Source organism: Paenibacillus sp. SC116, from assembly GCF_024733555.1.
Taxonomy (GTDB): domain Bacteria; phylum Bacillota; class Bacilli; order Paenibacillales; family Paenibacillaceae; genus Paenibacillus_B.
Window position 1 is genome coordinate 427,495 of sequence record NZ_JANIOF010000002.1, and the last position, 15,319, is coordinate 442,813.

14 protein-coding genes are annotated in these 15,319 nt (G+C 44.8%); 13 read left to right on the forward strand and 1 reads right to left on the reverse strand.

Annotated features, from left to right (window positions below):
* Positions 1 to 215: 215 nt before the first annotated feature.
* Positions 216 to 1,001, reverse strand: a complete 786-nt coding sequence (locus NQ117_RS13660; protein ID WP_258278578.1) for an alpha/beta fold hydrolase — start codon at positions 999 to 1,001, stop codon at positions 216 to 218.
* Between the two features lie 615 nt (positions 1,002 to 1,616).
* On the opposite strand from NQ117_RS13660, the gene NQ117_RS13665 reads away from it, so the two are divergent.
* The 13 genes from NQ117_RS13665 to NQ117_RS13725 all read left to right on the forward strand — a co-directional run bounded on the left by NQ117_RS13665 (position 1,617) and on the right by NQ117_RS13725 (position 15,241).
* Positions 1,617 to 1,985, forward strand: coding sequence for an NADH-quinone oxidoreductase subunit A (locus NQ117_RS13665; RefSeq protein WP_309137881.1), 369 nt, complete (start codon positions 1,617 to 1,619; stop codon positions 1,983 to 1,985).
* On the forward strand, positions 1,970 to 2,488 hold the full coding sequence (locus NQ117_RS13670) for a NuoB/complex I 20 kDa subunit family protein (protein WP_258278579.1): 519 nt from the start codon (positions 1,970 to 1,972) through the stop codon (positions 2,486 to 2,488). Before NQ117_RS13665 ends, NQ117_RS13670 begins: the two co-directional genes overlap by 16 nt.
* Complete coding sequence (locus tag NQ117_RS13675) at positions 2,485 to 3,006, forward strand: NADH-quinone oxidoreductase subunit C (RefSeq protein WP_258278580.1); 522 nt, start codon at positions 2,485 to 2,487, stop codon at positions 3,004 to 3,006. Before NQ117_RS13670 ends, NQ117_RS13675 begins: the two co-directional genes overlap by 4 nt.
* A 5-nt stretch (positions 3,007 to 3,011) precedes the next feature.
* Positions 3,012 to 4,112, forward strand: coding sequence for an NADH-quinone oxidoreductase subunit D (locus tag NQ117_RS13680; protein WP_258278581.1), 1,101 nt, complete (start codon positions 3,012 to 3,014; stop codon positions 4,110 to 4,112).
* Positions 4,112 to 5,122 carry an NADH-quinone oxidoreductase subunit NuoH gene (nuoH, locus tag NQ117_RS13685; protein WP_258278582.1) on the forward strand — a complete coding sequence of 337 codons (1,011 nt, stop codon included), beginning with the start codon at positions 4,112 to 4,114 and terminating at the stop codon, positions 5,120 to 5,122. The genes NQ117_RS13680 and nuoH overlap by 1 nt, the downstream gene beginning before the upstream one ends.
* 70 nt (positions 5,123 to 5,192) lie before the next feature.
* The gene (nuoI, locus tag NQ117_RS13690; protein ID WP_258278583.1) at positions 5,193 to 5,645 is read left to right on the forward strand and encodes an NADH-quinone oxidoreductase subunit NuoI; all 453 of its coding nucleotides are present in this window, start codon (positions 5,193 to 5,195) and stop codon (positions 5,643 to 5,645) included.
* Positions 5,638 to 6,207, forward strand: coding sequence for an NADH-quinone oxidoreductase subunit J (locus tag NQ117_RS13695; protein ID WP_258278584.1), 570 nt, complete (start codon positions 5,638 to 5,640; stop codon positions 6,205 to 6,207). Before nuoI ends, NQ117_RS13695 begins: the two co-directional genes overlap by 8 nt.
* A complete protein-coding gene (gene nuoK, locus NQ117_RS13700; RefSeq protein ID WP_258278585.1) occupies positions 6,207 to 6,518 on the forward strand; it encodes an NADH-quinone oxidoreductase subunit NuoK in 312 nt (103 codons plus the stop codon). Before NQ117_RS13695 ends, nuoK begins: the two co-directional genes overlap by 1 nt.
* 20 nt (positions 6,519 to 6,538) lie before the next feature.
* Positions 6,539 to 8,515: an NADH-quinone oxidoreductase subunit L gene (nuoL, locus tag NQ117_RS13705; RefSeq protein WP_258278586.1), complete on the forward strand. Its 1,977-nt coding sequence runs from the start codon at positions 6,539 to 6,541 to the stop codon at positions 8,513 to 8,515.
* Positions 8,516 to 10,129 (forward strand): complex I subunit 4 family protein, encoded by a 1,614-nt coding sequence (locus NQ117_RS13710; RefSeq protein ID WP_258278587.1) that lies wholly within the window; start codon positions 8,516 to 8,518, stop codon positions 10,127 to 10,129. It begins immediately after the preceding gene.
* Between the two features lie 4 nt (positions 10,130 to 10,133).
* A complete protein-coding gene (locus NQ117_RS13715; protein WP_258278588.1) occupies positions 10,134 to 11,810 on the forward strand; it encodes an NADH-quinone oxidoreductase subunit N in 1,677 nt (558 codons plus the stop codon).
* A gap of 532 nt (positions 11,811 to 12,342) precedes the next feature.
* A complete protein-coding gene (locus tag NQ117_RS13720) occupies positions 12,343 to 14,892 on the forward strand; it encodes a S8 family peptidase (protein WP_258278589.1) in 2,550 nt (849 codons plus the stop codon).
* 94 nt (positions 14,893 to 14,986) lie between these two features.
* Positions 14,987 to 15,241 carry a DUF1146 family protein gene (locus NQ117_RS13725; RefSeq protein WP_258278590.1) on the forward strand — a complete coding sequence of 85 codons (255 nt, stop codon included), beginning with the start codon at positions 14,987 to 14,989 and terminating at the stop codon, positions 15,239 to 15,241.
* The last annotated feature ends 78 nt before the right edge of the window (positions 15,242 to 15,319 follow it).

The following is a 15,319-nucleotide window of genomic DNA, read 5'->3' on the forward strand; positions in this document are numbered from 1 at the left end:
ATCACAACCTCTTACATATCCATAGTATATACCATGTGAAAAGATTCTCAAGTGGGTTTTGGATAACATTTGTGAACATTATGTGAAAAAAGGAACAAGGGGAAATGGAGTGAAGTAGCCATGGAATATTGCAAAGGGGGAATAAAAATAACCATCCTGAGAATAGGATGGCTATAAATCAGTCGTGCAGCTGTATGTATGAAATAAGAGACAGTTTAACTCGGATGAATGAAATCAGTGGGCGATAGGGGTAAGGCATCTTGTTGAATCCACTTTTCAACTACATGATTGAAAAGCTCAGGCTCTGCTAAAGACACGCCATGACCCATTTTAGGAAAAACAAAACCTCGGCACTTAGGGTTACTATTAATGATTTCAATCATAGAGTCTTTCATCATTTTCTTTTCTTTCTCGCCAACCGTTACTAAAATATTGCCGTTAGCCCGATCAAAGCTCTTTGGGATAGTAAAAGACATGTTTTCGTTCATTATTCTAGTGAAGGTATTCTTGCTCATACGACCACTCTCATTGTAGTAAGTTTCATAAAGATCTGTATCTATGTACATGGATTTGGCTTGAATTTTGGAAAAGGTTTTATTCCTAGTTAGGGGATAAATAACCACTAGAGACTTTGTAAACATTTTTGCATAGGAGATGGGCTTTACTAAAGCGCTATTTATCATGGCGTATTGGATTAAGTCTGGTCTCTTGCTAAGAATAGCTATTAATACTTGAGCTCCTAAAGAAAAGCCGATAGCTATAATCGTTTTCCTTTGCCCTTTTTCTTCAATTAACGAAATGATTTTTTCTGCACTAGTGTTGATAGAGAATGGACAGTCACCGTTGCTTAGCCCTTGTTCCGGCAAATCAGGAACTAAACAGTGAAAGTGTTTAAAATACTCGATTTGTTTGTTCCACATCCATCCACTCACTCCGCCACCATGAATAAATACCATAAGGGGAGCGTGCTTATGTCCATATTCTTTATAGTATAGAGTCAACTCACTCACCTCAATGTAAGTTTTTACATAATTATACCATAAACAAACAAAGACTAAATACAGAAGGTAAAATACTAATGAAGGTCATTCATTTACTCGCATCATAATCAATTAAAAAATGATCAATCCGATGTGTTGACAATTGAGAAAGATTATCATATACTGAGTTTAGTTAATATTGATAATCATTCTCAAGGACAAAATTGAGAACGGATTATCCCCCCTTATCAGTTAAGAACTTACTTCTTGGTCAGACGTTGCAGTAGGTTGGTTGTAAGGTAGTTTCCTCATCCTCCATTGACCGCGGGTGGTAGCCGCGGTCCTTTTTTTTTGTCTCCAAAAGTGAAATGACCTCCTTTCATTCTTTTAACCCTCTCCTTATTACACAAACACGAGTTGTTTATAAATCATTATCCGTATTTCGCCACAGCATTATCGCGAGAACTATTCAACTATCTAAGCTCCCTTCAAACATTGTTTTCAAGCGAAGATTGTATTCTCATTTTGGGCGAACTTCATATACATCTTAATAGGTGGCTTGTTTGGCTATCTCTATGTGGGATGAACGACGGGCAAGTAACGAATGTACTTATTTGCCAGACGGAGGAGATGATTATGGCCTATTTCAACAATTACGTCATTGTAGCAATTTTTATAGCGTTAGGTATCCTACTGCCTATTGCTGCACTAACGCTTGGACGGTATTTACGGCCGAGTAGGCCAACGGCGACGAAGATGACGACTTATGAGAGTGGGAATATACCTGTGGGGGCAGGACAAGTCCGATTCAACATTCGTTATTATTTGTTTGCGTTGATGTTTGTTATTTTCGATGTGGAAACCGTTTTCTTATATCCTTGGGCTGTCGCTTACAATCACTTGGGCTTATTTGCGTTAATTGAAATGCTCATATTCGTAGCCATGCTGCTTGTAGGATTGATATATGCCTGGAAAAAGAAGGTGTTGAAATGGAATTCGCGTTAGATTCGATATCAGCTGATGATCGTCGCGAGCTTGAGCGCAATGTATTTATGGGAACGTTGGAGCAGTTAAAGGCCTGGGCCCGCAGCAATTCGCTGTGGCCATTGACATTCGGACTTGCTTGCTGCGCGATTGAGATGATGGGGACAGGCGCTTCCCACTATGATTTAGACCGTTTCGGGGTTATATTTCGCACGTCTCCCCGTCAATCGGATGTGATGATTGTTGCTGGTACAGTAACGAAGAAGATGGCACCGCTGCTGCGTCGTTTGTACGATCAGATGCCTGAACCAAAGTGGGTTATTGCGATGGGCTCATGTGCAACAGCTGGAGGTCCCTATGTGAAATCCTATGCGGTTGTAAATGGTGTCGATCAGGTAGTGCCTGTAGATGTGTACATTCCAGGTTGTCCTCCAAACCCGGCTGCTTTAATTTATGGGATTAATAAGCTGCAAGAGAAAATACGATATGAGGCCAAGACGGGGAAACGAGTGACGAGCAGATGAGTGATAAGCCAGATCAACTAGAACACGTAGAAGTTGAAGATACTCCTCAATCCAAGCTTGATCATTTAGTCGAGCAGTTAAAGCACGATATCGCGGAAGATGCTGTAGAAGAAGCTGTAATTAACGAAGTGAACGGACAATTGCCAACGATAACAGTAAAAAGGGAGCATTGGCTTGCTGTTGCTCATTGGTTTCAAGTAGATAAAGATTGGTCATGCGATTACTTGAGAAATTTAGCCGGTGTTGATCAAGGGGATGAGCTTGAGGTTGTTTATCATCTAATTGGTCTGCAAACAAGGCGAGAAATAGCGGTTCATGTGAAAACCGAACGGGAGCAAGCGTCGATACCTTCTGTAACTCATTTGTGGCTAACGGCGAATTGGAATGAGCGTGAAGTGTATGACTTGCTCGGGATTGATTTTCCCGGACATCCAGACTTAAGGCGCATCATGATGCCAGACGATTGGGTAGGTTATCCACTACGTAAAGATTATGATCCCTCAGATTCGGAGGTGTAATCGCGTTGATTCGCACGGAGGAATTGCTATTGAACGTTGGACCTCAGCATCCAAGTACGCACGGCGTGTTTCGTATTGTACTGAAGCTGGATGGTGAAATCATAAAAGAAGCTACGCCTGTTATGGGATACTTGCACCGTGGCACAGAGAAGCTGGCGGAGCAATTGAACTACACGCAAATTATTCCGTATACCGATCGGATGGATTATGTCTCTGCGATGACGAACAATTATGTGCTCGTTCATGCTGTGGAGAAGATGATGAACATCGAGGTCCCAGAGCGGGCTGAATTCATGCGCCTAATTGTTATGGAATTGCAGCGGGTTGCTAGTCATCTGGTCTGGTGGGGCACGTATTTGCTGGATATCGGGGCGATGAGCCCATTTTTGTACGCGTTCCGTGATCGTGAAATCATTATTGATCTATTCAATGAGCTGTGCGGTGCGCGACTCACTTACAATTATATGCGTGTAGGAGGCGTCAAATGGGATGCCCCGAGTGGTTGGATCGATAAGGTGCGCGACTTTATCCCTTATATGCGCAAGCGGTTGAAAGAATACGACAAGTTGGTCAGTGGAAATGAGATTTTCCTCGCGCGGATTAAAGGGGTAGGCAAATACGATGCACAGACAGCGATTGCCTACGGCTTGAGCGGTGCTAATTTACGTTGTACAGGCGTGAATTGGGATTTGCGCAAGCAGGAGCCATACAGCCTTTATGATCGCTTTGACTTTGATGTGCCGCTTTCCTACAACGGAGACTGCTATGATCGCTATTTGCTTCGAATCGAGGAAATTGTACAGAGCTTGCGTATTTTGGAACAAGCGGTAGATCAGTTCCCATCCGAAGGCGAGACTATGGGTAAAGTACCACGTGTCATTCGTCCACCTACTGGTGAAGTATATGCTCGGATTGAATCGCCTCGGGGCGAAATCGGTTGCTACATCGTTTCGAAAGGCAAGGCAGAACCGTATCGTTTGAAGTTCCGCAGGCCTTCTTTCGTGAATCTGCAAATATTGCCGGAACTGCTCGTTGGTCAGTCGATGACCAATCTAATTACGATTCTTGGTGGAGTCGATATCGTAGTTGGGGAGGTGGATTGCTAGTGACTGAGTTGCTTCAACAGGCACTAACTTGGCAGAACGGCCTCATTTTCCTTGGCTGGGCAATCGTGTTTCTATTTATCGTGTTAGGATTCGTTACCTATGCGATATATTTCGAGCGCAAAGTAATCGGCTGGATGCAGTTCAGACATGGTCCAACTCGTGTCGGTCCCTTAGGATTGCTCCAATCTGTCGCAGACGTATTAAAGCTCCTCATCAAAGAAGATACCATCCCGCAAAAAGCGGACCGCACCCTATTCATACTAGCTCCCATTATTACATTCGTACCTGCCTTTGCAGTTTTAGCGGTTATCCCGTACACACCTTCCTTGTATTTTTCAGATCTAAATGTAGGGTTGCTCTATTATGCAGCTCTTTCTAGCTTGTCCACGATTGGGATTATTCTGGGTGGGTGGGCCTCCAACAATAAATATTCCTTAATCGGGGGCATGCGCTCAGCAGCACAAATGATAAGTTATGAGATTCCACTGGTCATATCTGTAGTAGGCGTCGTCATGCTTAGTGGTGGCTTAAGCTTGCGCAAGATTGTAGAAGCACAGGGCAATAACTTTTGGGAATGGAACCTGCTCCCGCAAATCATTGGCTTTGTAGTGTTTATGATCGCAGCTGTGTCTGAGTTGAATCGAACCCCCTTTGATTTGCCGGAAGCGGAATCGGAGTTGGTGGCGGGCTATCACGTGGAATACAGCGGATTCAGGTTTGCCTTCTTCATGTTGGCGGAGTATGTGTATGTGTTCGCGATTGCTAGTTTAACGACTGTTCTGTTTCTGGGCGGCTGGCATCCACCGCTCGCGATACTGGACTTCATCCCTGGTTTGTTATGGTTCATGTTGAAGTTTCTGTTCGTTGTATTTTTCTTATTTTGGCTGCGTGCAACGATGCCGCGTATCCGTGTTGATCAATTGATGAGTTTCGGCTGGAAGGTGCTTCTGCCGCTTGCGCTAATCAATATTTTTGTCACAGCTGCGTACATCGAATTGGTCGTGAAATAGATTCACAATATGAAAGCTTTCAACACACAGTAAGCGCTTAAGGAAGAAGCAGGTGAATGGAGGGAAGTCTGTGAAAGGGTTGTTTAAAGGATTGGCGGTCACCCTGAAAGCCATGACATCCAAAAAAGTTACGTATGCCTATCCTGATGTACCAATGCAGATGCCTGAGCGATTCCGAGGAGTCCAGCATTTTGATCCTGATAAATGTATTGTATGTAATGCTTGTGCGCGCATTTGCCCAACGGATTGCATCACACTGACTGGCAAGCCGCATCCAGACCCTACTAAGAAGGGGAAAGTTATTGATACGTACGATATCAATTTCGAAATATGCATTTTATGTGATTTGTGTACGGAAGTATGTCCGACAGAGGCGATTATGATGACGAACAACTTTGAGTTGGCTACTTACAGCCGCGATACGTTGTTCAAAGATAGAGAGTGGCTGAATGGCAATAATCAACTAATTCGTTATGACAACATTTCAATGCTTCCGAAGGGAGGCGGAAAAAAGGATGTTTGATCTTAGCTTTGTGTGGAACGGTCATTCGATAGTATTTCTCATATTGGCTGTATGCATCATATCAGGAGCTGTATTCATGTTGAACTTCAGCAAAATTATACACATGGTCGTGTCGCTGGCTTTCACGTTTATTGGTCTAGCAGGTGTGTATGTGCTGCTTGAGGCGGAATTCGTGGCGACCGTCCAAATTCTCGTTTATGCGGGGGCCATCTCCATTTTGATGATATTCGGCATTATGATGACCAAGCATGACCAGTTAGAAGAGTCACCTCGTATTCAATGGAAAAGTATATTAGCTGCGATCGGCTGTTTAGCTCTTTTTGGCGCTATATTTTTTGCTATTCGCAGCACTTCATTCCCATCGGTGCCCGCAGCGGGGCCGCTTGCTGAGGACAATACGTTGGAATTAGGCAAGCAGATTTTCACTGCACATGTCATTCCATTCGAGCTGTTGTCTGTACTGCTAACAGTTGCCTTTATCGGAGCAATCGTTGTGGCTAAGCATGACGATGCGGAGGAAAACGAAGTAGTCGGCTCTGCAACTAGAGAGGGGGCGGAGTAATGAGTTCGATGCTGGCTTCCTACTTAACGTTGGCTGCTATTTTATTTTGTATTGGGCTATACGGGGTGTTGACGAAGCGCAGTGCTGTCATTGTACTGCTGTCGATAGAGTTGATGCTTAATGCGGTTAATTTGAATTTGATTGCGTTCTCGAAGTATGGGGTCGTTCCCAGCTTGAAAGGACAAGTGTTTTCGTTGTTTAACATCGCGATTGCTGCAGCTGAGGTAGCCGTTGGCATTGCAATTTTAATTGCTTTATACCGCAATCGAGGTACGACGAATGTGGATGAGTTAAATGAACTGCGAAACTAACCGGAAAGGAGGGTGACGATATGGAGAGCGTCTATGCGCAGTATGTGTGGGCGGTGCCCATTTTCCCATTACTTGCGTTCCTTCTGCTGACGTTGGCAAGGTGTGCGGTTAAAGGGATAGCAGCATGTATTGGTGTCGGCAGCTCATTGATTGCTTGTGTCTTGTCCATTCTAATACTTTTGGAAAGACTGACGGCGAATACAGACGTGTACACGGTAAACTTTGATTGGTTGAGCTTTGGTGCAGTCCATTTTCAGCTCGGTTATGAACTGACCAACTTGAATGCGCTTATGCTTGTCATCGTTACGGTAGTTAGCACACTCGTCAATCTTTATGCCAAAGGGTATATGGCAGATGATGAGCGGCAATCTGTATTTTTTGCATATATAGGCTTGTTTACGTTCTCAATGCTCGGATTAGTTATATCGCCCAACTTGCTGCAGCTGTATATATTTTGGGAGCTAGTGGGAGTATGCTCCTTTCTCCTGATTGGATTCTGGTATGAACGGCCAGCCGCCCGTGCTGCGGCAAAGAAAGCGTTTATTATGACGCGAATCGGGGATGTTGGCCTGCTTATCGCTATTCTGATCTTGTTCTGGCACATGCCGAACCATGCGCTGGATTTTCAGACAATCGCTCAAGTGTTTGCTAGTACGGAAACGATGTCCCAATACGGGATATCAGCAGGTTTAGCGACTTGGATCGCTTCGCTTATCTTTTTAGGGGCAATAGGCAAGTCAGGTCAGTTCCCGCTTCATACGTGGCTGCCTGATGCGATGGAAGGACCAACACCGATTTCGGCATTAATCCATGCAGCTACGATGGTGGCGGCGGGTGTCTATTTGGTAGCTCGGGCATTTGATATATTTCAAGTGTCTCAGACAGCACTGTTAATCGTGGCTTCTGTTGGGGGATTTACGGCGATATTTGCCGCGACAATCGCTATTGCTCAGCGGGATATTAAGCGAATACTAGCGTATTCAACGGTAAGCCAATTAGGTTATATGATGCTTGCGCTAGGATTGGGCGCTGTTACAGCAGGCATATTTCATTTGTTCACTCATGCATTTTTCAAGGCGCTATTGTTTCTTGGAGCAGGCAGTATCATTCATGCAGTACATACCCAAAATATTTTTCACATCGGCGGGCGTGGCCGCAGTATGAAAATAACAGCATGGACCTTCGCCATCGGTGCATTGGCCTTATCTGGAGTTCCGCCATTGTCTGGCTTTTGGTCAAAAGATGCGATTCTGAGTATCGCTTGGGAAAGCAATAAGCTGTTATTTGTAGTTGGTGTGATAACCGCATTTTTGACGGCATTTTATATGTCTCGATTGTTTTTTATGGCATTCACAGGAGCGAGCGCATCATCAACATTGGAAACAACAGTAGGAGCAAGTGGAGCAGCGGATGGTGTTAGAAGTAAGCCTGGCTCATCAAGCAATGTACATAAAGAAACGGAATCTACTATTCACGAGTCTCCAGCAGTGATGACTATTCCTCTAGTCGTGCTAGCTATACTTGCAGTGGTGGCAGGCTTCGTTTATACGCCATTTAATAGCGGTTTCGAAACATGGCTTACTGGAGAGGCGGCTAGTGACCATACAAACTTGATTGTGATCATCATCTCTACCTTTGTTGCATTGAGCGGAATTGGGCTAGGATATGTCGTTTATGGGCCGAAGGGGGTTCGGGAAGATCGGTGGAGCAACGTGATAAAGCCGCTATACCATCTTATTGAGCGCAAATATTATGTGGATGAGCTGTATACACTGTTTTTTGCCTATCCTCTCAAAGGGTTAGGAAAGGTGCTGTACATTTTTGATCGTTATATTATCGATGGACTTGTTCGGTGTACGGCCAACTTTACGGTTCAATTCGGTAAATGGTTTACACGGGTGCAGAATGGTCAGTTGCAGTCCTATGGCTTGCTTTCGTTGTATGGCTTCTCCGCGTTATTGCTTTTGCTGCTGCTGCTCGGAAAGGGGGTGTGGTAGATGGTGCCGTGGTTAACCTTGCTTACATTTTCACCGCTAGTTGGCGTATTATTGCTTAGCTTTGTACCTCGTGATCGTTTGAAGCTGCTTCGCTGTATCGGGATTGCAACTGCTCTGCTGCCTTTATTGTTAGCTCTTTTTGTCTATGTAAATGTGAATGTGGCAGGGCAAGGGGGCAGCTTAATCGAGCGATACAACTGGATCTCCATACCATTAAATATCGAGGCAATGCAGCCGTTTCTTCAGTCGTGGTCATTCGAGATTGATTACCATTTGAGCATCGGCGGGTTGTCACTTCCACTCGTGGTAATGACAACCATTGTGACGGCGATGGCTGCATGGGCTTCTTTAACGATTAAGCAGCGCGTGAAAAGCTATTACATATGGTTTTTGCTGCTTGAAGTAGGTATGTTGGGTGTGTTTATGGCACGAGATTTGTTTTTGTTCTTCTTATTTTTTGAATGGACACTAGTGCCGATGTTTTTCTTGATTGGAATATGGGGCTTTGCCAAACGTGAAAAAGCGGCCAATCGCTTCCTTGTTTACAATGGTCTAGGCTCTGCCTTGCTGTTGGTAGCCTTTCTTATACTAACTGCAACAGCAGGTCTCGCTGTGCATGTAGAAACAGAGACGCCGCCGCATCTCGTATACAGCGGTGACCTTGACCACATGATTCGTCAGCTAGGCAATGAGCAATCTTTCGTCAATACGCTGCCTGGGCCAGCGAGCAGCTTCAATCCTTTCTATTTGTCGGAGGCTTGGCGGACCATTGCTTTTGTCTTAATCATTGTAGCTTTTGGCATTAAGCTCCCGATCTTCCCTTTCCATACTTGGATGCTGCGCGTCCATACGGAAGCTCCAACACCAGTTGTCATGCTTCATTCAGGAGTGCTGTTGAAGATGGGCGCCTATGGACTTATTCAATTCGGCGTAGCTTTGCTGCCACAGTCATTTGCTTCTTGGTCGACCGTACTCGCTATTGTTGGCCTTGTTAACATCATTTATGGAGCTGTCCTTGCTTATGTGCAAAAAGAACTGCGTCTCTTGCTGGCTTACTCCAGCATCAGTCATATGGGATTTGTCTTGCTTGGAATTGCCGCGATGAACGATATTGGCTTGCAAGGGGCTGTCTTACAAATGGTTTCGCATGGCTTTATTTCAGCCTTGTTCTTCTTGTTAGTAGGCAGCTTGTTGGAACGAACAGGAACGAGCCGCATCGATGAGTTGGGTGGATTAGCGAAGCGACTTCCATTCTTAAGTGCAGTGCTGCTGCTGGCAGGTTTAGCTTCTCTGGGGCTTCCAGGATTGTCGGGATTTATGGCGGAATTGTTGTCTCTTCTAGGCTTGTATGGCCAACTGCCTTGGGCAGCCATTGCAGGAGGTATTGGCATCATCTTGAGTGCTGTATATGTCTTGCGCGGAGTGTTGGCAATAACGTACGGACCACTAGATATGCGATTTGCTCAGCTTAAAGGTACACAAGCTGTCGAAGCAGTGCCAGTTGTTGTATTGTCGCTCGCTATTATTTTGATCGGTGTAATTCCAACCCTTGTTACTATGCCAGTTGAGCAAGGAATCGAGCATATTATTCATATTATCCGGGCGGGGAGGTAAGAGCATGAGTTCACAACTGTTTCAACCGCTGCAAGGGAGCGATCTGCTGTTAATGACACCAGAGCTGACGCTCGTGATTGCCGTTATCGTCATGTCTATCGTGGACTTGCTGCTTCCTCGCCGTGTCAATCGCAGTTGGATCGGTGGAATATCTCTTACTGCGGTGTTGCTGTCGTTAGGTTCTGTGATATGGACACTAGTAGATCGATATCAAGACGCCAGTGCTGGCCATAAAGTTGGTGTGGTTGAACTATTGGGAGGCAGTTATCGGATCGATGATTTCGGGCTGCTGATAAAGGTTGTGCTGTTAATTGGAACTGCACTTGTTATCGGGATGAGCATTGACCATATCCGTGAATCTGAAATTCAGCATCGCGGCGAATACTACTATTTACTGCTGCCAGCAGTGCTTGGTGGGCTCATACTGGCATCTTCCGCTGATCTGATTACGCTGTTTGTTGGTTTAGAATTGTTAAGTATTAGTTCTTACTTATTAGTGGCGATACGTAAGCGGGATCGCCGATCAACCGAAGGAGCTTTTAAGTATATCGTGCTAGGCAGTACGGCATCTGCATTTATTTTGTATGGAATGTCCTTTCTATACGGGATGACAGGGACGACTCATCTGGGCCAAATAGCGGAGAGGCTTGCCCAGAATGCGGGTCAACTTCTTCCTCTCCTATATATCAGTCTGCTGCTTCTACTTGTAGGTTTCGGTTTCAAAATAGCGGCAGCTCCTTTTCATGCTTGGTCACCAGATGTATATGAGGGAGCCCCAACTCCGATTGCAGCCTTCTTATCTGTCGTATCTAAGGGAGCTGTTCTTGCGTTATTATTCCGACTTGTATTCCATATTTTATTTGGCTTTCATTCCGTCATTGGATTTGGAGACCCTTCGTCTGCGGGTGCTATCCTTAACGAGGATATGTCACTCATTCTATTGTCCATTGCTGCATTCTCTATGATTGTAGGGACAACGATGGCGCTTCGACAGGTGAAGGTGAAGCGTCTTCTCGCTCTATCAGGTGTAGCTAATGCTGGGTATTTGCTTGTTCCAGTAGGTTTGAATATATTTCAACCTACTGTGTGGTATAGCTCAAGCTTCTCTTCTTTCTGGTATTACTTGATTGCTTATGTGTTCACGACTATTGGTGCTTTTGCGATTCTAGCGATCGTAAGCAAAGGGGCCGGACATGAGGAACTGAAATGTTTTGCTGGCTTGTATTATAAAGCGCCATGGCTGGCTGTAGCGATGACAATATTTGTGCTCTCATTGGCAGGCATTCCGATTACAGCTGGATTTTTTGGCAAGCTCTACATTCTGCTAGGGGCAGTGGCGACACATACATTGTGGCTTGCCATTGTGATGATGGTAACGAGTGTTATTTCGTTTTATGTGTATTTTGGATTCATTCGCCAAATGTTTATGCGTAATTCTGAAAGTGGTTCATACTCACAAACCGTTCAGGTTCATGGTACTGAAAGTGAAGTATCAAAAGGGCAAGTTGAATCTGCAAATTTGGAACGTATTCACGTATCTGTCGCTTCGGGTGCAGTGGTTGCGCTTAGCGCTGCGGCGGTCATCCTACTGGCCATTTTTCCGAATGAGTTAATGACTTGGGTGAATACACTTCTATCTCTTGCGAACGATATTTATGCAGCCTCTTATAGTAAGGTTTGACTTTGCTCTATGCGGTGTTAATGATAAGTAGCTGGAGCAGTAGCCTGAACACATGGATAGTACGTCCTCTAAAAGGATGCTGGATGATCCTTTTCTAGATTTGTTGAATGAGCCGCTAACCTTAGATAGGATACATGAATGGTTTCGTTTAACTTATGTAACTCGTACTATGATGTGTTTCAGGCTTTTTGCTGCGAACCGGTAATTTGGAAGAAAAAATAAATGATTACCACATTTTGAAAGAAGAGATATAGTGCTTGGCAATATGATATAATGATGCCTATTCTTAACGATTTATGCCAGATGAAAGCTACAAGCAGGACTATCGTACTAAAATCGTAGTGGTAGACAGGATTGGGCGATGTTGTGAAGAATGGTTACCTAATCGTATTGTCCATATGGCTGCTAGTTAGATAGCAAGTAGAAGTTAATCGTTGAGAAACAGTAAATTTTTATAATCCGAACCTATGAGATTGGATAGGTATCATTGGAATATTGAATATCGGGTAGAACATCATGGGAAGTGAAATCAATGTGGGAACGATCTAGTAGAAGTATGCTCCTTGTGTGGGTGGTTGTACTGCTGTTAACGACAATTCTAGGTAGTGTAGGTCCAACTAACTCGAAGTTAGGTTGGGGCGATGACGCTCATCCAGCGGGTTCCTCAAATGTGGAGCTAGCGACTTCGTATAGTAAGGGTTATACAAACGAGGAAGCGGGTTGGATTGTGAAGTGGAAGACTGGAAGCAGTCCTGACCCTGAGGTCGTGAGCAACAGCAATGTGTTGAGTGTGCAGGAAACGATGAATATTTCGGTTATGAAGCCTACAGAAGGCATGGGACTGAAGCAGTGGATGAAATTGCTGCATGCCTCACCTGCTGTGGAATATGTAGAGCCGAATCAACAAGTGCAGACGTTAGCAGCGCATGTGGAGCCGAACGATCAATATTATAACCGTCAATATTATTTGAAACAGACTGGTGTTGATAAGGCCTGGAATTATCTGCAAAGTCAAAATCAAGCTATGAACAGCTCCAATCTTACCGTGGCTCTAATCGATACGGGTGTAGATTTGGAACATCCTGATCTAAAGCCCAATCTGACAAAAGGCATTAATCTGCTTCATGATGGATTGCCGAAGGATGATAATGGACATGGTACGGGCGTAGCAGGAGTTATTGCTGCAGTTGGGAATAACTTTAAAGGAATTGCCGGCGTAAGCTGGAACACGAAGGTAATGCCTATCAAAGCTTTGGATTCACGTGGGTATGGAGATGAAGACAAGCTCGGTGCAGGTATTTTGTACGCGGTAGATAACGGTGCCAAGATCGTTGTCATGTCGGTTGGCCTTTACAGATACTCGAAGTACATGCAGGATATCGTTGATTATGCTGAGCAAAAAGGCGTACTGCTCATTGCTGCGACAGGAAACGATGCGATGAAACTTGAAGATCGTGCTGCCGTTAAGTATCCAGCTGCTTACCCGACTGTACTTGCGGTTGGTGGGGTGACGCCGCTCAATCGTGTAGAGGCACGATCCAATCGCGGACCTGAAGTAGATATCGTAGCACCGTGGCATGTGTACACGACGGCGCTTGGTGGAGGTACCCGTGAGCAGGAAGGGACCTCGATGGCTGCTCCGCAAGTTGCTGGGGTGGTAGCTTTGTTGTGGAGTAAGCATCCTGAGTTGAAGCCTTACCAGATCAGAGATCATCTGCGGATGACGGCTGAAGATGTGGAAGATGCGGGATGGGATTCGTCAAGCGGATATGGCTTGCTGCGCGCAGAACGTGCCATGCAAGAGCCAATCAAGCGTGAAGCGGGAGCGGATAATACGACTAAAAATAAAGCCGTTGTTTTCCCGATTGATACGAGCCGAAGTGGGTATATAGATGATAATGGCCGTTCCGACTGGTATCGAGTGGATGTTCCTTATGATGGAACGTTGCAATTGAAGCTGGAACGAATCGTGGGGAATGGAACGGTAGAAATACGCCATGAACATGAGCAGGCGCAGAAGGTGAGGCATTATGGCGGAATAAGCCGAACTGTAAATCTCCCTGTGAAAAAGGGCAAACATTTCATCCGAATTCGTCAGGAGCAAGCAACTGTTGGACAGCCATTTGCGTACAAGATATCGTCTCGCTTTATTATTTATGAAGATCCGTTCGAGCCAAATGATGAACAATACAAAGCACATATGCTGCCAGCACGCAATCAGCAAATTGTCGGCACGTTCAGTCATACACGGGATTCCGATTGGTATCGTATTCAGTTAGATACGAAGACGACATTAAAATTGAAAGTGACGACAACAACAGCACGAATCGATCCACTTATTACAATGAAGAGTACGGAGTGGAAGGAATCCCAATTTTTTGACGAGACTCGTGAAGGTGAGACGGAAACGGTTATCTTGGAAGGACTAAATCCAGGAAGATACGATATTAAAATTCAAAATGCAGTTACATCTCGTTCTGAACCTGCAAGCGGACTTTATAAAATGGAAGTAGAGATACTTCCTCAGTATTCGGATCCTAATGAACCTAACAACAAAATGTACGAGGCTATTTCGATTGTGCCGCAGTACGACTATTCAGCTGTTATCCATGCTCCTGAGGATGAGGACTGGTTTCAATTCAAAGTTACTCAGCCTGTAAATGCTTCTTTAAGCATCAGTCAAATTCCGAAAGAGCGGAAAATGGATGTGAGCCTGCAGACGAAAAAGCAAGAGAAACTTGTAGGTGCTCGGAATGATCGAGGACAAACGAAACTGGTCACAGGAACGAAGTTAGAGCCAGGTACGTATTACATTCAAGTTCGAGCGGATGCCGCTTTCTCTCATCAGCCTTACAAGCTGCGTTTAGAACTGGATAAGCTGACAGCAACCTCAACAGCATCAGTTGGTGATGGGATGTCGAGTGAGTCGGGCACATTGAACTCTTTGAACTCGAAGCTTTCTCATCTTAATGCTGATCAAGAAATGACGTTGCAATCGGGCGAGGCAGAAGCTCCTAGCTCCATTATGACCAGAGCGGATCGATTGCGATTATGGTTTGTATTTTTGAACTGGCTCTGGTAATTATGTAGAATAGGAAGTGCACGAAGCTAATACGAATGTGTGATTCTCCTTACGGATCAAACAGCAATGGCAGGTTGCATGAGGGGGAAAGGCAATGGAGGATACGCTGCGAGATGTATCTATGGCCGCCGGGATGAGCGGTATTGTGAACATGGTAATTGCTCTGCTTTGTATTGGCGTTTCGTGGTGGGCCTTGCAGCATGTGAAGCTGGACTTGTTTATTAGGTATCCTCAAGGCCCGCAGGGCAGGGTTATTCGTCTTTTGTTGGCGATTATTATCGGGCGTGCTGTAGCAAGTTTTTTCATTGATTACTTGACATGGACGAATGCGCTTCGCTTTTTAATCTAGTCAAAAATGGAAAAATGTCGAATAACATATGGTGTAGTTGTCAACAATGGTGATAACCGCTAGAAACTTGTGGAATGT

Bases quoted from the DNA above. Each gene is read 5' to 3' on its own strand.
- NQ117_RS13665 (WP_309137881.1), top strand. From the start codon at position 1,617: ATGGCCTATTTCAACAATTACGTCATTGTAGCAATTTTTATAGCGTTA.
- NQ117_RS13670 (WP_258278579.1), top strand. From the start codon at position 1,970: ATGGAATTCGCGTTAGATTCGATATCAGCTGATGATCGTCGCGAGCTT.
- NQ117_RS13675 (WP_258278580.1), top strand. From the start codon at position 2,485: ATGAGTGATAAGCCAGATCAACTAGAACACGTAGAAGTTGAAGATACT.
- NQ117_RS13695 (WP_258278584.1), top strand. From the start codon at position 5,638: ATGTTTGATCTTAGCTTTGTGTGGAACGGTCATTCGATAGTATTTCTC.
- nuoK (WP_258278585.1), top strand. From the start codon at position 6,207: ATGAGTTCGATGCTGGCTTCCTACTTAACGTTGGCTGCTATTTTATTT.
- nuoL (WP_258278586.1), top strand. From the start codon at position 6,539: ATGGAGAGCGTCTATGCGCAGTATGTGTGGGCGGTGCCCATTTTCCCA.
- NQ117_RS13710 (WP_258278587.1), top strand. From the start codon at position 8,516: ATGGTGCCGTGGTTAACCTTGCTTACATTTTCACCGCTAGTTGGCGTA.
- NQ117_RS13715 (WP_258278588.1), top strand. From the start codon at position 10,134: ATGAGTTCACAACTGTTTCAACCGCTGCAAGGGAGCGATCTGCTGTTA.
- NQ117_RS13720 (WP_258278589.1), top strand. From the start codon at position 12,343: ATGTGGGAACGATCTAGTAGAAGTATGCTCCTTGTGTGGGTGGTTGTA.
- NQ117_RS13725 (WP_258278590.1), top strand. From the start codon at position 14,987: ATGGAGGATACGCTGCGAGATGTATCTATGGCCGCCGGGATGAGCGGT.